18 protein-coding genes are annotated in these 19,920 nt (G+C 71.7%); 13 read left to right on the top strand and 5 right to left on the bottom strand.

Annotation, left to right across the window (positions count from 1 at the left end):
* Positions 1–219: 219 nt before the first annotated feature.
* Complete coding sequence (locus tag ACFY1S_RS15260) at positions 220–1,488, bottom strand: glycosyltransferase (RefSeq protein ID WP_364370433.1); 1,269 nt, start codon at positions 1,486–1,488, stop codon at positions 220–222.
* 80 nt (positions 1,489–1,568) lie between these two features.
* On the opposite strand from ACFY1S_RS15260, the gene ACFY1S_RS15255 reads away from it, so the two are divergent.
* From ACFY1S_RS15255 to ACFY1S_RS15205, 11 genes are all read left to right on the top strand, one after another.
* Positions 1,569–2,429 (top strand): Fpg/Nei family DNA glycosylase, encoded by an 861-nt coding sequence (locus tag ACFY1S_RS15255; protein WP_387117477.1) that lies wholly within the window; start codon positions 1,569–1,571, stop codon positions 2,427–2,429.
* 264 nt (positions 2,430–2,693) lie between these two features.
* A complete protein-coding gene (locus ACFY1S_RS15250; RefSeq protein ID WP_387117708.1) occupies positions 2,694–4,265 on the top strand; it encodes a sugar transferase in 1,572 nt (523 codons plus the stop codon).
* Positions 4,266–4,303: 38 nt separating this feature from the next.
* Positions 4,304–5,530, top strand: a complete 1,227-nt coding sequence (locus ACFY1S_RS15245) for a histidine kinase (RefSeq protein WP_364370427.1) — start codon at positions 4,304–4,306, stop codon at positions 5,528–5,530.
* A complete protein-coding gene (locus ACFY1S_RS15240; RefSeq protein ID WP_387117473.1) occupies positions 5,527–6,285 on the top strand; it encodes a LytR/AlgR family response regulator transcription factor in 759 nt (252 codons plus the stop codon). The genes ACFY1S_RS15245 and ACFY1S_RS15240 overlap by 4 nt, the downstream gene beginning before the upstream one ends.
* A gap of 65 nt (positions 6,286–6,350) precedes the next feature.
* Complete coding sequence (locus ACFY1S_RS15235; protein WP_387117470.1) at positions 6,351–7,013, top strand: DUF5701 family protein; 663 nt, start codon at positions 6,351–6,353, stop codon at positions 7,011–7,013.
* A 143-nt stretch (positions 7,014–7,156) separates the two neighbouring features.
* Entirely contained in the window at positions 7,157–9,229 is a 2,073-nt protein-coding gene (locus ACFY1S_RS15230) for a carboxypeptidase regulatory-like domain-containing protein (protein ID WP_387117467.1), read from the top strand.
* 167 nt (positions 9,230–9,396) lie between these two features.
* Positions 9,397–10,074: a response regulator transcription factor gene (locus ACFY1S_RS15225; RefSeq protein WP_387117464.1), complete on the top strand. Its 678-nt coding sequence runs from the start codon at positions 9,397–9,399 to the stop codon at positions 10,072–10,074.
* Positions 10,071–11,144 (top strand): ATP-binding protein, encoded by a 1,074-nt coding sequence (locus tag ACFY1S_RS15220; protein ID WP_387117461.1) that lies wholly within the window; start codon positions 10,071–10,073, stop codon positions 11,142–11,144. Before ACFY1S_RS15225 ends, ACFY1S_RS15220 begins: the two co-directional genes overlap by 4 nt.
* Positions 11,141–12,844, top strand: coding sequence for a DUF4153 domain-containing protein (locus ACFY1S_RS15215; RefSeq protein ID WP_387117458.1), 1,704 nt, complete (start codon positions 11,141–11,143; stop codon positions 12,842–12,844). Before ACFY1S_RS15220 ends, ACFY1S_RS15215 begins: the two co-directional genes overlap by 4 nt.
* A gap of 50 nt (positions 12,845–12,894) precedes the next feature.
* Complete coding sequence (locus ACFY1S_RS15210) at positions 12,895–13,302, top strand: hypothetical protein (protein WP_357984810.1); 408 nt, start codon at positions 12,895–12,897, stop codon at positions 13,300–13,302.
* Position 13,303: 1 nt separating this feature from the next.
* Entirely contained in the window at positions 13,304–14,944 is a 1,641-nt protein-coding gene (locus ACFY1S_RS15205) for a cation acetate symporter (protein WP_387117455.1), read from the top strand.
* 15 nt (positions 14,945–14,959) lie between these two features.
* On the opposite strand, the gene ACFY1S_RS15200 is transcribed toward ACFY1S_RS15205, so the two are convergent.
* The gene (locus ACFY1S_RS15200) at positions 14,960–15,805 is read right to left on the bottom strand and encodes a hypothetical protein (protein ID WP_387117452.1); all 846 of its coding nucleotides are present in this window, start codon (positions 15,803–15,805) and stop codon (positions 14,960–14,962) included.
* The gene (locus ACFY1S_RS15195; protein WP_387117449.1) at positions 15,798–16,298 is read right to left on the bottom strand and encodes a SigE family RNA polymerase sigma factor; all 501 of its coding nucleotides are present in this window, start codon (positions 16,296–16,298) and stop codon (positions 15,798–15,800) included. The genes ACFY1S_RS15200 and ACFY1S_RS15195 overlap by 8 nt, the downstream gene beginning before the upstream one ends.
* A 156-nt stretch (positions 16,299–16,454) precedes the next feature.
* On the opposite strand from ACFY1S_RS15195, the gene ACFY1S_RS15190 reads away from it, so the two are divergent.
* Complete coding sequence (locus tag ACFY1S_RS15190) at positions 16,455–17,219, top strand: ABC transporter ATP-binding protein (RefSeq protein ID WP_203174582.1); 765 nt, start codon at positions 16,455–16,457, stop codon at positions 17,217–17,219.
* Entirely contained in the window at positions 17,204–18,886 is a 1,683-nt protein-coding gene (locus ACFY1S_RS15185) for an ABC transporter permease (RefSeq protein WP_387117445.1), read from the top strand. Before ACFY1S_RS15190 ends, ACFY1S_RS15185 begins: the two co-directional genes overlap by 16 nt.
* On the opposite strand, the gene ACFY1S_RS15180 is transcribed toward ACFY1S_RS15185, so the two are convergent.
* Together ACFY1S_RS15180 and ACFY1S_RS15175 are read right to left on the bottom strand one after the other, a co-directional pair.
* The gene (locus tag ACFY1S_RS15180; protein WP_387117442.1) at positions 18,887–19,093 is read right to left on the bottom strand and encodes a DUF397 domain-containing protein; all 207 of its coding nucleotides are present in this window, start codon (positions 19,091–19,093) and stop codon (positions 18,887–18,889) included.
* The gene (locus ACFY1S_RS15175; protein ID WP_387117439.1) at positions 19,090–19,875 is read right to left on the bottom strand and encodes a Scr1 family TA system antitoxin-like transcriptional regulator; all 786 of its coding nucleotides are present in this window, start codon (positions 19,873–19,875) and stop codon (positions 19,090–19,092) included. The genes ACFY1S_RS15180 and ACFY1S_RS15175 overlap by 4 nt, the downstream gene beginning before the upstream one ends.
* Positions 19,876–19,920 lie beyond the last annotated feature (45 nt).

Genomic DNA, 19,920 nt, shown 5'->3' with positions numbered 1-19,920 from the left:
CCGCCCCACCGCGCGCCGCCCCACCGCGCGCAAGATCCGCACAACTTCTCCGAAGTTGCTGCCTCCGAGGTGCCGGAGGCGACAACATCCCTGATGTTGTGCGGATCTTGTCGACCGACGCCCGGGCTGGCCGCTCCGGCGGGCGGCAGGGGACGCCGCGCGATCTTCGGGACGCGACCCCCAGGGCGGCACGGCCACGCCCAGAGGAACGGCGGCAGGTCAGGCGGGGTTGGGTGTGCGGGCCATGCCGGCGTAGATGTCGATGAGCTGCTTGGTGACCACGTCGGGGTGGAAGGTCCGCTCGTAGCGGGCGCGGGCGGCCAGGCTCAGCCCGGACGCGCCGGCCCGGGCCACCGGCAGGGCGGCGGCCAGCGCGGCGGGTTCGGGGGCGACCACCCAACCGGCTTCACCGGAGCCGATGCCGGCGGGCATGGCCGGCCCGTCACGCCCGGCGACGGCCGAGGCGGTCTCGGCGGGGCCGGTGCCGGCGGGTTCGTGTGGGGCATCCGCTCCGACGAGGTACGGGATGCCGCCCAGGGCGGTGCCGAGGACCGGCCGGCCGCTGGCCAGCGCCTCGATGATCACGGTTGGCAGTACGTCGTGCCACATGGAGGCGGCGATCACGACGGCGCTCGCCTCCACGGCGGCGCGTACTCCGGCCCGGTCGAGCTGGCCGAGGTAGACCACGTCGGGCCGCTCGGCTGCCGCGGCCTCCACCAGCGGGCGCAGCTCCCCGTCGCCGGCGATCCGCAGGGTGCCCAGTGTGCCCACCGGGTGCCGGCGCCAGGCGTCCAGCAGCAGGTCGGCGCCCTTCTCGGGGGAGAGCCGGGCCATGTAGAGGAAACCGTCACCGAGCGGCGCGGGCCGGCCGGGGTCGGGTACGGCGTTCGGCTTCACGACGATCCGGTCGTCCGGAATGCCGTACTCGCGGAGGTGGTCGGCGATCGCGGTGGTGAGCGCGACGTACCGGTCCACCGACCGCCAGGTTCCCCGGTGTACGGCCAGGGTGGTGGCCATCAGCGCGCTCTGCGCGGCCGAGTCGCGGTAGCAGCGGTGCTTGATCGCCGGCACGCCCAGCGCCCGGCCCTTGCAGTCCTGGCAGATCACGCCGTCGCGGAAGTAGATCCCGGAGGAGCAGACCTGCCGGTAGTTGTGCACCGTCTGCACCACCGGCACGCCGTGCCGGTGTGCGGTCCGCACCACCCAGGGCGACAGCAGGGGGTACGGGTTGTGCAGGTGCAGGGCGTCCGGTCGGTGCTCGGTGAGGAGCCGGCTCAGGTCGTGCTGGGCGCGGGGTGCCCAGATCGGGGAGATCGGCAGCAGCGCCTTGGCCGCCTTCGACATCGACGGGATCTCGTCCGAGCTGCGGATGAACGGCAGCACCTCGACGCCGGCGGCGGTGAGCTGAGCGATCTCCGAGTCGACGATCGTGTTCTCGCCGGAGGGCTGGGCTTCCCGGTACCGGTTGTGCGCCACCACGATTCTCACGCAGCTTGCCTCTCGTTCGCGATTGCAGGACTCGCAAGCTCATTCCTCACGCTCACGGCAAAGAAGGCTACCGTTGTGTCGTGCCCGAACTACCGGAGGTTGAGGCGCTCGCGGGTTACCTGCGCCAGCGCGCGGTGGGCCGGCGTGTCGACCGGTTGGAGGTCGCCGCGATCAGCGCCCTGAAGACGTACGACCCGGCACCGACCGAGGTCGCGGGTCGGGCGGTGGTCGACGCCCGCCGGCACGGCAAGTTCCTGGACGTGGTGTTCGAGGGGGACCTGCACCTGGTGGTCCACCTGGCTCGTGCCGGCTGGCTGCACTACCGGGAGGCCTTCCCGTCCGGCACCCCACTTCGTCCCGGTAAGGGGCCGATCGCGCTGCGCGTACGACTCGACGACGGGTCCGGCTTCGACCTGACCGAGGCCGGTACGCAGAAGAAGCTGGCCGCGTACCTGGTCAGCGACGTGGCGGCGGTGCCCGGGGTAGCCAAGCTGGGGCCTGACGCGTTCGCCGCGGACCTGCCGACGTTCGCGGAGCGGCTGCGCAGCCGGCGGGGGCAGGTCAAGGGGGTGTTGACCGACCAGTCGGTGCTGTCCGGGGTGGGCAACGCGTACTCGGACGAGATCCTGCACGCCGCGAAGCTGTCGCCGTTCGCGATCACCGACCGGCTCACCGACGGGCAGCTCGCGGCCCTGCACGCGGCGACCCGGCAGATCCTCGGCGACGCCGTGGAGCGGTCCGTCGGTCAGCGGGCGGCGGAGCTGAAGGGTGAGAAGCGCTCGGGGCTGAAGGTGCACGCCCGGACCGGGCTGCCCTGCCCGGTGTGCGGGGACACGGTGCGGGAGGTGTCGTTCGCCGACTCCAGCCTCCAGTACTGCCCGACGTGTCAGACCGGCGGCAAGCCGCTCGCTGACCGACGGTTGTCCCGACTCGTACGGTGAGTGACAACACGTGCCGACTACAGAGCGGAATCGACCCGACTGAGCCGAAGCTCCGGTCCACCGTTCTCGCCACAGGCGTATCCATCGGTATAGTGGCCCGGTCCCCGGCTTCTGAAATGGTGCGGAGCCGGCCAGATCCCGCCGGCACCATCAGTCGCCAATCTCCTTCGGGGCGGCGACCGGTCGGAGCCCGCGTGGGAGACTGGGACGGTGGGCGACCCGGGCCCTCACTGCGAGTGAGCGGCACGTGTCATGCGGGAGGACATGGGTGAGGTGACGGCAAGCCTCCAGCGCCCGGTATCCAACGAAGGCCGGAGCAGACTCGTGCGGCACGTCGACAGCTTCGAGATCCAGCCGCCGACGCCGCCGACGCACAACGGCGTCCCCCGGTCGGCGTGGGCCAGGGCGCGTCGCCGTGTCTCCCGCTGGCACCGCCCCTACATCGCCATCCTGCTCGTGCTCGACTTCGGCGCGGCGGCGTTCGCCAGCTGGATCGCGATCCAGCTCTTCGACCAGGCCGCCTCCGGCTTCTCCGGCACCAAGCAGGATCCGACGTGGTTCCACACCATCTCCTACCTGCTGCTCCCGCTGGGCTGGGTGGTCATCCTCTGGAGCAACCGGGCGTACGACAGGCGCTACCTGGGGCTCGGCCCGGACGAGTTCAAGCGGGTGATCCGGGCGTCGGTGACGGTCGCGGCGAGCGTCTCCTTCCTCGCGTTCGCCACCGTGACCCAGCTTTCCCGGTACACGGTCGGCACGGCGCTGGTCGGCGCCACGGTGCTGATCCTGTGGGGCCGGTTCGTGGCCCGCTGGGCGCTGCACTACATCCGCCGCCGGGCCGGCCAGGCCGCGCACCGGATGGTGCTGGTCGGCACCCTGCCGGAGTGTCTGGAGGTGTACGCGGCGGTCACCCGCAGCCCGGCCGCCGGGCTGGTGCCTGTCGCCATCCACATCACCGACGGGTACGCGGCGGCGCGGGGCATGCCGACGCCGGTGCCTGTGTACGCGGGCCGTGACGTCCTGGCCCTGGTCCGTGAGGTCGGCGGGGACACCATCGCGGTCTGCGGCTCGGCGAGCGCGGAGCCGGGCGAGCTGCGCCGGTTGGCCTGGCAGTTGGAGGGTTCCGGCGTCGACCTGGTGGTCGCACCGCAGCTGACCGACATCGCCGGTCCCCGGGTGCACATCCGGCCGATCGAGGGTCTGCCGCTGCTGCACGTGGAGGAGCCGACGCTCTCCGGGCCGGCGCTGCTGGCCAAGAACCTGATGGACCGGGTCGCGGCGGGTCTGGGCCTGCTGCTGCTGATTCCGCTCTTCCTGGCCATCGGCGTGGCGATCCGGATCTCCGACCCGGGGCCGGTCTTCTTCCGGCAGCCCCGGGTGGGGCACGAGGGGCGCACGTTCCGGGTGTGGAAGTTCCGGACCATGTACGTCGACGCCGAGGACCGGCTGGCCAGCCTGGTCGACCGGAACGAGACCGACGGCATGCTGTTCAAGATGAAGCAGGACCCGCGGGTCTTCCCGGTCGGCCGCTTCCTGCGGGCCTCGTCGCTGGACGAGCTGCCCCAGTTGATCAACGTGCTGTGGGGCGAGATGTCGCTGGTCGGGCCGCGCCCGCTGCCTGCCGACGACGGTGACTTCCTCGGCGACGTACGCCGCCGCCTGCTGGTCCGCCCCGGCATGACCGGCCTGTGGCAGGTCTCCGGCCGCTCCGACCTGTCCTGGGACGAGTCGGTGCGACTGGACCTCTACTACGTCGACAACTGGTCGCTCGCGTACGACCTGAGCATCCTGTGGCGCACCGTCGGTGTGGTGCTCGCCCGCAAGGGCGCGTACTAGGGGTTGGCGCGAAGGCCCGCACCGGCGAGGATCGCTGCGTGGGTGGCAACCTTTCGGCAGTGGTAGGCGTCGTCTCACTTGTCACCGCGTTGGCCGCGGCCCTGTGGGCGGTGCTGCGGTTGCGCGCCCGTCGGGGCATCGCCACCGCCACCCAGCGGGCCACCTACGAGGTGCTGCACACCGCGGGCCTGGCCGCCGAGCCGCTGCGCGCCGGGTTGAGCGAGGCGGGCGCGGCGAAGGCCGTACGCCATCTGCGGGCCCTGGTGGGCGCGGTCGGGCTGGCGCTCACCGACGCCGACCGGCTGCTCGCCCTCGACGGGCGCGGCACCCACCACGGGGAGCAACTGCTCGCGGCGGCCGGGCGGACGGTGGCGTCGGGGCGTTCGACGGTGCTCGGTGAGCACGAGTTGCGCTGCGACCGGGTCGACTGTCCGATCCGGGGGGCCGTGGTGGCGCCGTTGCAGGGTGCGGACGGCCGGGTGGTCGGCGCGCTTGTGGCGATCGCCGACAGCGCTCCGGCGCCGGGGCTGGTGCAGGCCACCCTGGAGACGGCGCACTGGGCAGGTAACCAGCTCGCCCTCGCCGAGCTGGACTCGTCGCGGGAGCGGCTGGCCAGGGCGGAGATCCGGGCGTTGCGGGCCCAGATCAGCCCGCACTTCATCTACAACGCGCTTACCGCGATCGGCTCGTTCGTCCGCACCGACCCGGAGCGGGCCCGGGAGTTGATCCTGGAGTTCGCGGAGTTCACGCGGTACTCGTTCCGGGCGCACGGGGAGTTCACCACTCTCGCCGAGGAGCTGCGGTCGATCGACAGGTACCTGACGATCGAGCGCGCGCGGTTCGGTGACCGGTTGCAGGTGCGGTTGCAGATCGCCCCGGAGGTGCTGCCGGTGACGCTGCCGTTCCTGTGCCTCCAGCCGCTCGTGGAGAACGCCGTCCGGCACGGGTTGTCCCGCAAGCCGGGCACGGGCATGGTGAGCATCGAGGCCCGGGACGCGGGCGCCGAATGCCACATCACCGTGGAGGACGACGGAGTGGGAATGGACCCGACCACGTTGACCGCCGGCATCGCCGAGCTGGCGCGCGGCGCCGGTGACCCGGGCGACGACACGGGCCAGCACGTCGGCCTCTCGAACGTCGACGAGCGGCTGCGGTCGGTCTTCGGTGACCGGTTCGGCCTGGTCGTCGAGACGGGGCTGGGATCGGGTACGAGGGTGAGCATGCGGGTGCCGAAGTTCCACCCCGGTGTGCGGGCGGGCTCGTGACCACGGGGTTCCTCCGCGTGCTGGCGGTGGACGACGAGCCGCCCGCGCTCGACGAGTTGGCGTACCACCTGCGTGCCGACCCTCGGGTGGCCCGGCTGCACACGGCCGGGGACGCCACCGAGGCGCTGCGGCTGTTGCGCGACGGCGACGTGGACGTGGTCTTCCTGGACATCCGAATGCCCGGCCTGGACGGCATGGAACTGGCCCGGGTGCTGCGCCGCTTCGCGCGACCACCGGCGATCGTGTTCGTCACCGCGTACGACGACGGCGCGGTGGACGCCTTCGACCTGGGCGCCACGGACTACGTCCGCAAGCCGGTCCGCGCGGACCGACTTGCCGAGTCGCTGCGCCGGGTGATCGGCTCCCGGGTGGTGTCGTCGCATCCGGCGGCGCTGGCCCGGGCCGAGGAGGACCCGACAATCCCCATCGAGTTGGCCGGCACCACCCGGATGCTGCCCCGTTCGGCGGTGCGCTGGGTGGAGGCGCAGGGCGACTACGCACGCCTGCACACCGCCGAGGGCTCGCACCTGGTGCGGGTGTCCCTGGCGACGCTCGCGGAGCGGTGGGCCGACGCCGGTTTCGTCCGGGTGCACAGGTCGTACCTGGTGCAGTTGAAGTTGATCGCGGAGTTGCGGCTGGTGAACTCCGGATACGTGGTGGTGATCGACTCGACCGAGCTGCCGGTGAGTCGCCGGCACACCCGGGAGCTGAAGGACAAGCTGGTCAGGGCCGCGAAACAGGACTGGACCCGTTGAGCCGGGAATGACACGACCACTGTCGTACGTTGTACGCTAATCCGTACGACAACCGGGAGGCCACCGTGTCCGAAATCCCCTTCGACGCCGCGACCGAGTTCGACCGCCAGCTCGATCAGCTGGTGCGGTTGGGCTACCCGGCCCTCGCCGGGCTGACCGAGACCGCCTTCCGCAACCTGGTCGCGCCGCTGCGCGCCAGGGCGGTCCAGGGTGCCGCCGACCTGCCCGCGCCCACCGATGCGCGGGTGCCGTTCCTGCTGGTGATCACCCGTGACCTGGTCGGGGTGCAGGAACGACTGGGGCTGACCACGCTTGCCGGCAAGCGCAAGCCGGGCGTCCTCGACCGGAACTACCCGGCGGACGACCTGCCGCGCTTCGACCCGATCAAGGAGCTGGAGGTGCCTGCGGGGCCGGCGTACCTGCTGTTCGACGTCGACCGGGGCGAGGAGTTCCGCAACCTGCCGCCGGCCACGGCCATGGAGGGCATGACAGCGCAGGACCGGCTGCCGCTCACCATCGACGAGGGGATCGCCTTCATCACGCTGCACCCGGCCGCGCTTGCCAGCAACAGGTGCTTCTCGCTGGTCGGCTCCCGGTGCGGCGACAAGCGGGTGCCGGCACTCTGGATCAGTCAGGGCGCACCGAAGCTCGGCTGGTGCTGGTACGGCAACCCGCACACCTGGCTGGGCTCCGCGTCGGCCCGGCCGGAACGCGTCGGCCTGGACTGATCGTCAGTCCACAGCGGATGGTCGGCCGGTTCCACACGCATCGCCGGTGACCTATCCTCCGTGTGCCGGTCCCGTACGGGGCGCAGGGTCGGTGCGGGCGGAGCCTGCTCAGGCCGCCCCACCACCCTCACATTGGGACATCGATGCAGCTATCCCCAGCCCGCCGCGCCCTGCTGGCCGGTGGCGTCGTGGCGGCACTCGTGCTGCCCGGCGCCACCCCGGCCCAGGCCGCCGACACGGGCGCGGTCAGCGGACGACTGACCACCAACGCCGGCACCGCCGCCGCCGAGGTTCTCGTACAGGTCTACCCGGCCGACGGGTACGAGAGCGTCGGTCAGACCAACACCGACGCCGACGGCAACTACACGGTCTCCGGGCTGCCCGCCGGCTCGTACACGGTCGGCTACTTCCCCTGGACGCAGCCCGAGCAGTACCACCACCGCAAGGCGATGATGTGGGACGCCGACCCGGTGACCGTCGCCGCCGGTGGCACCACCACCGTCGACGAGCAACTCTTCGGCACCGGCACCCTCAGCGGCCGGATCGTCGACAACGCCGGGCAGCCGGTGCGGGACCTGCTCATCAACGCCCACGAGGTCGACACGTACAACTGGGCGGGTGGTCTCACCGACGAGGACGGCCGGTTCACCATCAGCGCGCTGCCCGGCCGCTACCGGGTGAACTTCAACCCGATCGAGGGCTCCTACCAGACGCAGTACGTGCCGGGCAGCCTCGATGAGGAGAGGGCCACCATCTTCCAGGTCGCGGCGGACTCGGCGGTCGAGGTCAACGAGACGGTACTGCCGGTGGGCGGCCTCTCCGGGCGGTTCACCACCGCCACCGGAGCGCCGCTGACCAACGCCTCGGTCGACATCACCACCGCCAACATGTACGGCGGGACGTGGACGGAGACCGACGCGAACGGCGAGTTCGACGTCCAGGTGCTCCAGGGCTCGTACAAGGTCGGTGTGATCTCCGGTGAGCGGCAGCAGTACTACCGCGGCAAGCTGACCGCCGAAGAGGCCACAGTGGTCCAGGTCGGTGGCGGACGGCAGACGACGATCGCGGACAGCCTGCTCGGCACCGGCTCGGTCGCCATCACCGCCGTGGACTCGGTCACCGGCGCGCCCGTCGCCAACTTCTGCGTCGACTCGGCGTGCAGCAGCGGCGGCACGGTCACCGTCACCGGCCTGCCCCAGGGCCGTCACGACCTCTTCCTGTACGCCCCGGACAAGCTGCACTTCCCCCGCGACGTGACCGGGGTACGCGTGACGGCGAACGGCACCACCTCCCTCACCGTGAAGATGCGGCCGGGGGCGGTCATCACCTCCACCATCGTCGACAAGCAGACCGGCGCGCCGGTGCGGGACGTGTGCCTCGACGCGTACCTGCCCAAGCAGGCGTCACTGCGCGACGGCTACGGCGAGTGCAGCGACGGCAACGGCCGGATCCAGGTCGGCCCGCTGGTCGGCGGCACCTACAAGCTCTTCGCGCTGCCCCAGGAGGGCGCCTACGGCCGCCAGTGGGTGGGCGCCGAGGGTGGCACCGGCGACGAGCGCCAGGCCGTCGACGTGGTCGCCACCGTGGGCCAGGTGACGGCCGGCCCGACCGTTCGGCTGGACCCGGCCGGCACGGTCACCGGCACCGTCACCGACTCGACGGGCAAGCCGCTGAGCAGCATCGACATCTCGGTGCTGACCGGTCACCCCGGCATCGGTGTGCAGGACGCCAGCACCGACAAGCGCGGCGTCTACACAATCGACCGGCTCGGCCCGTACGCCTGGCCGCTGGTCTTCACCGGGCAGCCGTGGGCCAGCGAATGGTCCGGCGACGCGACGAGCCGCTTCACCGCCACCCCGGTGACCGTCACCGCCGGAGCGGCAGCCACCCAGGACGCCCAACTCGACCAGGGTGTCACGCTGACCGGCACGTTCCGTACCCCCGACGGCACCCCGTACGTCGGCGGGTACGCGATCGCCCGCAGCGTCGACACCGGCGACATCGCGGGCAGCGGCTCGATCAACGACGGGCAGTTCGAGATCCGGCTCAAGGGACCGCAGCGGGTGTTCTTCACCTACAACGCGTACCTGAGCGAGGCCCAGCAGGTCGACGGTCGCTACCTGGTGACCCAGCCGGACGGCACCCGCAAGCTGGAGCGGTTCACCGTCCCGGCCAGCGGCAGCATGTCCGTGGACCTGGTCGTACCGATCGGCTGACGATGTGATGGAGCGGGGCCGGTGGAGTTGCCACCGGCCCCGCTTCGTCGGGTGGCCGAAGACCCGACCGTGTCCACCGGCGTTATCCACAGGCTTGAACTGTTCTCCACAGGTTGTTCACAACGTCACCCACCGATCTCCACGGCGGCTCAATACAGTCAGGCCCCATGAAGGAACGCCGGGTCCTGGTCGTCGAGGACGAGCGCACCATCGCCGAGTCGGTAGCCGCCCGACTCCGCGCCGAGGGTTTCGTGGTGGAGATCGCCACGGACGGCCCCAGCGCGGTCGAGCGGTTCCGGACCGGGCAGCCGGATCTCGTCGTCCTGGACGTCATGCTGCCCGGCTTCGACGGCCTGGAGGTGTGCCGGCGGATCCAGGCGGTCCGGCCGGTGCCGGTGCTGATGCTGACCGCCCGCGACGACGAGAACGATCTGCTGGTCGGGCTCGCGGTCGGCGCGGACGACTACCTCACCAAGCCGTTCTCGATGCGCGAGCTGGCCGCCCGCGTACACGTGCTGCTGCGCCGGATGGAACGGGCCGCGGCCCCCGCCCCACCCGCCATCCGCCTCGGCGACATCGAGATCAACGAAGCCGAGCGGCGGGTCCGCCGGTCCGGCGAGGACGTGCACCTCACCCCGACGGAGTTCGACCTCCTGCTCCACCTCGCCGGGCGGCCCCGCACGGTCCTGCCCCGGGAGCGGCTGCTCGCCGACGTGTGGGGTTGGGCCGAGGGCACCGGCACCCGCACTGTCGACAGCCACGTCAAGGCGCTGCGTCGCAAGCTCGGCGCCGACCTGATCCGGACCGTTCACGGCGTCGGGTACGCCCTGGAGGTGCCCGCGTGATCCACCAACTGGCGGACTGGCTGGACCGGGTGCTGCCCCGCCCACTCGACCCGGTCCGCTCGATCAAGATGAAGCTCGGCGTCCTGCTGGTCGCCTCGTGGGCCGTGGCCATCGGCTACTTCTGGTACGGCATCGGCTGGCTCCCGCCGGGCACGTCGATCACGGTCATCTGCATCGCGCTGGTCACCTCGCAGGTGCTCGCCCACGGGATGACCTCGCCGCTGCGGGAGATGACGGCCGCCGCCGGGGCGATGGCCCGGGGCGACTACACCCGTCGGGTACGCGCGACGTCCCGGGACGAGGTCGGTGAACTGGCCCAGGCGTTCAACAAGATGGCCGAGGATCTGCACGCCGCCGACCAGCGCCGACGCGAACTGATCGCGAACGTGTCGCACGAGCTGCGGACGCCGATCACGGCGTTGCAGGGCGTCCTGGAGAACATGGTGGACGGGGTGGCCGAACCCGAGCCCGCCGCCCTGCGCGCGGCGCTGTCCCAGACCGAACGACTCGGGCATCTCGTCGCCGACCTGCTCGACCTGTCCCGTCTCGACGCCGGGGTGGTGCCGCTGCGACGGGTACACATCGACGTGGGGGACTTTCTCGACGAGGCGGTGGAGCACGCCACAGCCAGCGCGTCCGGCGCCGGCCTGGACGTGCGCTTCGAGCTCCGTGACCTGCCGGAGCCCCTGACGGTGCGCGCGGACCCGTGGCGGCTGCACCAGGTCTTCGCGAACCTGCTCGACAACGCGGCGCGGCACAGCCCACCCGGTGGCACCGTGCGGGTCAGCGCCGACGAGCAGGGCGACCAGCTCCGCTTCGAGGTGAGCGACGAGGGCCAGGGCATCCCGCCGGCCGAGCGTTCCCGCGTGTTCGAGCGGTTCACCCGCGGCGACCGGGCGGCCGGCGGCGGAACCGGGCTGGGCCTGGCCATCGCCCGCTGGGTCGTCGAGTTGCACGGCGGTCGGATCGCTGTCCTGGATCCCGCCGGGCCGCACCGGGGCGACCGGCCCGGCTGCCGCATCCAGGTCACCATCCCCGGTGACTCGTCACACCGAAGAGAGGCCGCATGACCAGCCCTGGCAGCAATCCTGTCCCGGCCACCGGGCCGACCGGCCCGCAGGCCACCCCGCCTGCCCGACCGGATCCGGCCGCCCTGCCGGCCGCCGCCCCGCCGTACCCGGGGCCGCTCGCACCGGCTCTGCCGAGGCCACCGTCGCTGATCGAGCGGCGCTGGCCGGGGCCGCCCGGGACCGCCCGTCCGCTGGTCCTGGCGGCGTTGACGGCGGCGGCGGTCGTCGGCGCGTCGACGCTCACGATGGTCCGTCCCGGCCTCGGCTGGCTGGCGGCCGCGCTGGCCGCCGTCGCCGCCCTCGTGACCGCCGGCGTCGTCAGTTCCGGGACGGCGTCCCCAGCCACGGCGGCCACCGACCGTCCCGATGCCGGGGGGGCACCGGGAACGACCGCCGCTACCCGTCCCGATGCCACGGGGGCACCGGGGCGGGTGGCGCAGGCCGCCTGGGCCGCCGCGACTGTCGCGTTGGTCGGCGTCGGCACCGTCCGGGCCGCCGGCTGGCTCTTCGCCCTCTGCCTGCTCGGCGCCGTGGTGACCGGGACGCTCGCGGTGACCGGCGGGCGGAGTCCACTCGGGATGCTGCTCGCCGCGACGCTGCCGCCGGCCGCGACGGTACGGGCGCTCCCGTGGGCGGCACGCGGGCTGCGCAGCCGCCGTACGGCGGGGTCGGGGATCGAGGTCGGACGTGTCGTCAGCAGCCTGGCGATCTCCGCTGGCCTGCTTGTGCTGTTCGGGCTGCTCTTCTCCTCCGCCGACGCGGTGTTCGCCGACCTGGTCACCGGCCTGCTGCCCGACATCTCGCCGCCCGGGATGATCGGTTGGGTGTTCCGCCTGGCGCTCATCGGCGGAGGCCTGCTCGGTGCCGCGTACCTGGTGAGTCGCCCGCCCGACCTGGAGGGCCTGCGGCCGGAACAGGGCCGACCGGCACACCGGCTGGAGTGGACGATCCCGCTGGTGCTGCTCGACGCCCTGTTCGCCGTGTTCGTGCTTGTCCAGTTGACCGTGCTGTTCGGCGGCGCCGGGCACGTGCTGCGTACGGCCGGGCTGACCTACGCCGAGTACGCCCGAGGCGGGTTCTGGCAACTGCTCGCCGTCACCGGGCTCACGCTGCTGGTGATCGCCATGGCCGCCCGTCGGGCACCGAAGGCCAGCCGGGCGGACCGGCTGTTGGTCCGGGTGCTGCTCGGCACGCTCACCGCTCTCAGCCTGGTGATCGTCGCCTCGGCGCTCTACCGGATGCAGGTCTACGCCGACGCGTACGGGGCGACCCGGCTGCGACTCCTCGTGGCGACCACCGAGTTGTGGCTCGGGCTGCTCTTCGTCCTCGTCGGGGTCGCCGTGGTGCGGCTGCGGGCGAGCTGGCTGCCCCGGCTGGTGATCGGCACGGCGGTGCTGGCGCTGCTCGGGTTGGCGCTGCTGAACCCGGACCGGCTGATCGCCGACCGGAACGTCGACAGGTACCTGGAGACCGGCCGGTTGGACGTCGACTACGTATCCGGTCTGTCGGCGGACGCCGTACCGGCTCTGGACCGGTTGCCCGAGCCGATGCGGACGTGCGCGCTGCGGAAGGCCGCCTTCGAGCTGCCCCGGGATGGCTTCTGGGCGACGAACATCGGCCGGGAACGAGCCCGGCCGGTCCTCGACGAGATCCGGGGGGCCAGTTGGGTGCCGAGCTGTCTCGGCCTGAGCCGCTGGTGAGTGGCAACGCTTGACAATCGTGCCGTGCGGGCAAGACTGCCGGGGTGGCGATGCAACTCCCTGATGTGGGGTCGGGCGGTGCGGTCCCGCCACCCCGGCGGGCCCGGATCGTGTTGGCCGACATCACCAGGCAGGACAGCCGCGCCGAACGGACCCGCGCCGAGTTGGCGCAGCAGACCCAGGTCGGTGAGGCGCTGGTCCGCGGCCTGGTCCGGGCCCAGCTCGCGTTGGCGCTGCGGCTCTCCCTGGTGGTGGCCATCGGGCTGGGCGGGCTGCCCTGGCTGTTCGCCATCGCGCCGTCGCTGGGCCGGACCACTGTCGCCGGCGTCAACCTGCCGTGGCTGCTGCTCGGGGTGGCGTCGTTCCCGTTCCTGATCGGCGTGGGCTGGGCGTACGTGCGGTTGGCCGAACGTAACGAGCAGGACTTCACCGACCTGGTGCAGCGGCCGGAGCGCTGACGTGGCCAACGACTACGTGGTGCCGGCCATCGTCGCGGTCACCCTGGTGACAGTCGGGATCGGCTTCTACGGGCTGCGGCTGGCCCGGACCACCTCCGACTTCCTGGTGGCGTCGCGGGCGATCAGCCCGACGTGGAACGCCGCCGCCATCGGCGGGGAGTACCTGTCGGCGGCTAGTTTCCTAGGCGTCGCCGGGCTGGTCCTCAAGTACGGCGTGGACGTGCTCTGGTATCCGGTCGGGTTCGCCGCCGGCTACCTGGCCCTGCTGCTGTTCGTGGCGGCGCCGCTGCGGCGCTCCGGCGCGTTCACCCTGCCGGACTTCTGCGAACTGCGGCTGGGGTCCCGTCGGCTGCGCATCCTCGCCACCGCCTTCGTGATCTTCATCGGTTGGTTGTACCTGGTGCCGCAGCTCCAGGGCGCCGGTCTCACCCTGGCCACCGTGGCCGGCTCCCCGTACCCGGTCGGCGCCCTGCTGGTGGCCGCCGTGGTCACCGCGAACGTGGCGCTGGGCGGGATGCGGGCCATCACCTTCGTCCAGGCGTTCCAGTACTGGCTGAAGCTGACCGCTCTCGCCGTACCGGTGATCTTCCTGGCGTTGCAGTGGCAGGCCGACGGCCGCCCGGCGGTGACCCCGCCCGACGGGCCGACGTTCCGGACCGCGACCACAGTCGTGGTCGAGCACCGCGCGACCCTCACGCTTCCCGACGGTGAGGTTCGGGAGGTACGCCCCGGCGACGAACTGTCCTTCGCCGCGGGTGACCCGGTGCCTGACGTGTCAGGGGTGGCCACCGAGGCCGGCGACTGGCTGCTGCCCAGCGCCGCCGGTGACGACGACCGGGGCCTGTTCGGCACGTACTCGCTGATCCTTGCCACCTTCCTGGGCACCATGGGGTTGCCGCACGTGCTTGTGCGCTTCTACACCAACCCGGACGGCGCGGCGGCCCGCCGGACCACGCTTGTGGTGCTGGCACTGGTCGGCGTCTTCTACCTGCTGCCCACCCTGTACGGGGTGCTCGGCCGGATCTACACGCCGCAACTGCTGCTCAGTGGGCAGACGGACGCGGTGGTGGTGCTGCTGCCCGGCGCGGTCCTCGGCGACGGGCTGATCGGGCAACTGCTCGCCGCGCTCATCGCGGCTGGCGCGTTCGCCGCTTTCCTCTCCACCTCGTCCGGGCTGCTGACAAGCGTCGCCGGGGTGATCTCCACGGACGTGCTGGGTCGCGGCTCGGTACGCGGCTTCCGGCTGGCCACGGTGATCGCCGGCGCCGTGCCGACGGTGCTGGCGTTGCACGTCTCCGGGCTGGACGTGTCGCAGGTGGTCGGGTTGGCCTTCGCGGTCGCCGCGTCGAGCTTCTGCCCGCTGCTGGTGCTCGGCATCTGGTGGCGCGGCCTCACTGACGTGGGCGCCGCCGCCGGCGTGGTGGTCGGCGGCGGCGCTGCCATCGGTGCGGTGCTGGTCACCGTGGTCGGCCCACCGCTGTCCGGCTGGCCGGCCACGCTCATCGCGCAGCCGGCCGCCTGGACGGTACCGCTGGCCTTCACCGTGATGGTCGCCGTGTCGATGGCCACCCGCAGACGAGCCCCGGCCGACGTCGCGGCCACCATGCTCCGCCTGCACACCCCGGAAGCCCTCCGGATGTGAGCAGATCCGACGAGGTCAGCAGGCGTTCGTGCCGGCGCACAACCGGTCGGCTGCCCGTTGTGCCACCCGTCGGGCCTCCGCTTCGTCGGTCCGGTCGCTCATCCGGATCTCCGCGACCAGATCACCCTGTCGGACAAAGAGCATGTATTCGACCGAGCCTGGGCCGTCGATTCTGATCAGGAGCGAACCGTCCCCGGCGAATCCCGAGTCGACAATCTTCAACGAGTACTGCTCATCCCCCGGCTCGCACTGCGTCACCGTCCGCGCCCAGGCGATCGTGGCCTTCGCGTCCTCGATCGAATATCGCTCTACCCGCTCGATGATCGACGACGCCCCGGGCTTTCTGAACTCGGCACGCCGCTCAGCGCGTTCCTTCACCGACAGGTCCGGCGTGTCCGCGCAGGCGAAGCTGGCAACATAACCGAACGACCATTCACCTTCCAGATCATCTTCGGCCGCCCGGAAGCCGGACGGCAGGTCCGCCGCGCGCAGGAGCGCCTCCAGAGGAATGGCCGGGTTGGCGGGGCCCTTCGTCGGTTGACTGCTTGTCGTCGACGGGCTCGACGGTGGCGTGCTCGGGGTGCTGGGGGTCGAGGGCTTCGCCGAGGGGGTGGACGACGACGAGGGTGTCGGGGTGGGTGATCCGGTGGCCGGCAGCACCGGCGTCGGCGCTCCCTCCCGGCCGCCGGCAAGCGCCACCGCCCCGGTGGCCACCAGGGCCACCGCGACCGCGCCGGCGAGCGTCGCCGCGATCCTCGTCCGACGGGTACGCCGCCTGCCGCGCTCCCGTACCTGGTCGGTCGGGGCCCAGGTCAGGTGCTCGGTGTCGCGGAACAGGTCGACGAACTGCTGATCAGGCATTGCTGACCTCCTCGGGGAGGGTGGTGCCGAGCAGAGGGGCGAGGGCCCTGCGTCCTCGGGCGAGCCGGGCCTTCACGGTGCCGACCGGAACGGCCGTCCGGGTCGCGATATCCGCGACGGAGAGATCAGCGAGGTGGTGCAGGACGACCGCCTCGCGCTGGTCCTTCGGCAAGTGCCGTAACGCCGCGACCAGCGCCACCGTGTTTTCCGATGGCGGACCGGCCGCGGTTGGCGGCCCGTTGCGCCGGTGAGCGGCGATTCCGTTGCGAATCTTCCGCCAGCGGTTCTGGAGGAGGCGGTATCCGACTGTGTGCACCCAAGCTTCCGGATCGTCGTACTCGCTGATGCGCTGCCAGCGCTGCCAGGCACGCACGTACGCCTCCTGCGCGGCGTCCTGTGCCTCGTGGATGTCCCCCCCGAGCGCGTACAGCACGGTGACCGCCCGGTGTCTGGTGGCTCGGTAGAACTCCTCGAAGCCATCGTCCTTGTCCAACGTTCCTCCCCGTGTCGTTCCTGCCTCTGTCACCCGCGAGGCAGACGGCCGGTTGCATCATTCGCGGGCGGACAAGCTCTGGTCCCTCCCGGGGATGACGGCCCGTCCACCTGCCGCCGGAGGGCGGAACTGGCGATCGGCGGATAACGTCGCCTCATGACTGTTGAGCACCCCGCGCTCGCACTGCGTGGCCTGGCCAAACGGTTCGACGGCACGATCGCGGTGGCGGGCGTCGACCTGGACGTCCCCGCCGGCTCCTTCTACGGCCTGCTCGGCCCGAACGGCGCCGGCAAGACGACCACCCTGTCGATGGCTGTCGGCTTGCTGCGGCCGGACGCGGGCTCGGCCTGGGTGCTCGGGCACGACGTGTGGCAGGACCCGCTTACCGCCAAGCGGCTGCTCGGCGTGATGCCCGACGGGGTACGACTGTTCGACAGGCTGACCGGTGCGGAGCTGCTGGCGTACCACGGGTTGTTGCGGGGGATGGACCCGGCGGTGGTCGACCAGCGGGCCGCCGAGCTGCTGGACGTGCTGGCCCTCGGCGACGCCGGCCGGACGCTCGTGGTGGACTACTCGGCGGGCATGAAGAAGAAGATCGGCCTGGCCTGCGCGCTGCTGCACGGCCCTCGGCTGCTCGTACTGGACGAGCCGTTCGAGGCGGTCGACCCGGTCTCGGCCGCGCTGATCCGCGACATCCTGACCAGGTACGCGGCGGGCGGCGGCACTGTTGTCTTCTCCAGTCACGTGATGGAGGTCGTGGAGCGGCTCTGCTCACACGTGGCGATCCTGGCCGGGGGCACGATCAAGCGGGTCGGCACCCTCTCCGAGGTGCGGGGTGAGCGTTCGCTGGAGCAGGTCTTCGTCGAGGTGGTCGGCGGGCGTACGGCGACGGGTGAGGAGCTGTCGTGGCTCTCCCGGTGAGCGCAGCGCCGCAGCGGCAGGTGTCCGCCCGGCACTTCGTACGGCTCAAGTTGCGGGTGATGGGCAACAGCTTCCGGGGCCAGGGCTGGCGTATTGCCCTGTTCGTCGGCGGCGCGCTTGTGGGGCTCTGGTTCGCCGTCAGCGGGTTCTTCCTCTTCGCCGCCCCCGGCATCTCGGGCAACGGCCGGTACGCGGTGCTGATCGCGGCGGCCGGCGGTGGTCTGCTGGTGCTCGGTTGGCTGCTCCTGCCGCTTGTCTTCTTCGGGGTCGACGAGACGTTGGACCCGGCCCGGTTCGCGCTGTTGCCGCTGTCCCGACGCACGCTTGTCAGCGGCCTGTTCGCCGCCGCCCTGGTCAGCGTGCCGGTGCTCGCGGTGCTCGTCGCGTCGCTCGGGCTGGTGCTCACCGCCGGGGCGCTGGGCGGCTGGTCGGCGGCGGTGGTGGCAGTCGTCGGGGTGGTCTGTGGGTTGCTGCTCTGCGTGGCCGCGAGCCGGGCGGTGACGAGCGCCTTCGCCACCATGCTGCGCTCGCGTCGGGTACGCGACCTGGCGGCGGTGCTGCTGGCGGTGGCCGCCGCGTTGCTCGGGCCGTTGCAGGTGTTCGGCATCGCGGCGCTCCGCGAGGCGGACTGGGCCCGGCTGACCGGGTTGGCGACGGTCGTCGGCTGGACGCCGTTCGGGGCGCCGTGGACCGCCGGCATCGACGTGGCGCAGGGTCGGATCTGGGCCGCACCGGTCAAGCTGCTGATCACGGTGGTGACGATCGGTCTCCTGCTGCTCTGGTGGTCGCGGTCGCTGGAGTCGGCGATGGTGGGCGCGGCGAGTGCCGGCAAGGCGCCGGTGCGGCGCGGTGCGACCGGCGGCGCGGTCGGCCAACTGTTCCCCCGGATCGCCGGTTGGGTGCGCCGGGACCGGTTCGGTGCGCTCGTCGCCCGGGAATCCCGCTACTGGTGGCGGGACGCCCGCCGCCGGGCGAACCTGATCACGATCGCCGTGGTGGGCATCTTCGTACCCGTGATGATCAATCTTGGTGGCGGCGGGCTGGCGAGCGGGGAGGGCCTGACGACGAGCGCCAGCGACACCTCACCGGTGCTCGTCACACTCTCGATGCTCTTCGTCGGCGTCCTCGCCTCGGTCACCCTGGCCAACCAGTTCGGCTTCGACGGCAGCGCGTACGCCGCGAACGTGGTGGCCGGCGTACCCGGCCGGGTCGAGCTGCGCGCCCGCATGACCGCCTTCTCGCTGTACGTGCTGCCGATGCTTGCGGTCGTCGCCGTGGTCCTGTCACTTGTGCTCGGCCGGCCGGGCTGGATCGGGCTCACGCTCGGCAGCCTCATCGCCACCTACGGCGCGGGGCTCGCGGTGAACAGCTTCGTCTCGGTGTTCGGGGCGTACTCGCTGCCGGAGACGAGCAACCCGTTCGCGATGAACAGCGGCGCCGGTGTCGCGAAAGGGCTGCTCACCCTGCTCGCCATGGTCACTTCTGCGGTCGTGGCGGTGCCGATGGTGGTGGCAGCCGCGCTGCTCGGCGGTGCCTGGCTCTGGTTGGCCCTGCCGGTCGGCGTCGTGTACGGGCTGGGCGCGGCACTGCTCGGCGCGTACCTGGCCGGCGACGTACTGGACCGACGCCAGCCGGAGCTGCTGGCCACTGTCACCCCGCGCCGCTAGCTAGCCGGCGCGCCGGCCGGGGGTACGGGCAGCGTCGGCGAGGAAGCCACGCCACGCGTTCGGAGCGAAGGCGAGGACCGGACCGGAGCGGTCCTTGCTGTCCCGGACCAGCACCACGCCAGGCAGGTTGTCCGCCACCTCGACGCAGGCGCCGCCTGTGTCGCCGGACCTGGTCGACGTCCGCCAGCGTGGTTGAGCAACGGTCATGGCGTCACCTTCAGCTTCCGGATCAGATCCAGCGAGGCGCCCGTGGACAGCGCTTCGCCGAGCAGGCTATCCCATTTGCGACCAATCAGACGCACGACTTCCGGGTCGTCGATGACGTGTCCGCGAGCAACGTCCTCGACATAGGTGACGCGTTCACCGTCCGGCAGTTCGGCGAGGAGGAACCCGCCGGTCAGTCCGACATGGGCTCCGATATCGAGTGCCACGATGTGCAGTCTGACGCTCGGCAGAGCTGCGAGTTCCATCAGCCGACCGAGCTGGGCATCCAGTACCGCCGGCCCGCCGACCGGGCGGCGTAGAGCGGTCTCGTCCAGGACAAAGACGCATTGCGGCGGCTCTGCCCGCTGCCACACCTGCTGTCGATCCATCCGAACCGCGACCAACTCGTCGACCACAGTGGTCGGATTCAGGCCACCGGCGGAAATGACCGCTCGGGCATAGTCCTCGGTTTGCAGGAGCCCCGGAATGAGGCACGGCTCGAATTCGCAGAGCCGGATCGCCTGCTCCTCATAGGCGCGCCAGGGCACGAACCAGGTCGGCAGCCGCTGGCGATCGGCGGCCCTCAACAGTTCGGCGAGGAGGCCGCCGGTGGCGAGGGCTTCGTCGGCGGCGACGGCGAATTCCATTGTCGGCCGGCGGCGGCCGGTTTCGATTGCCGCCACCGTGGAGGGACTCCACCGGGTGGCCGTCGCCAGCGCCTCCTGGGACATGTCGGCACCGGCTCGGGCGGCCTTCAACGCCCGTACCCACATTTCGACGTTCATCCTTACCTCTCCGGTAAGTACGTGACCGCGTTGCGTAGTAAGCCC

This window comes from Micromonospora sp. NPDC000663, assembly GCF_042898105.1.
Lineage (GTDB): Bacteria > Actinomycetota > Actinomycetes > Mycobacteriales > Micromonosporaceae > Micromonospora.
Note: the sequence above shows the minus strand (reverse complement) of the source record. Positions and strands in the feature narration are given on the sequence as shown.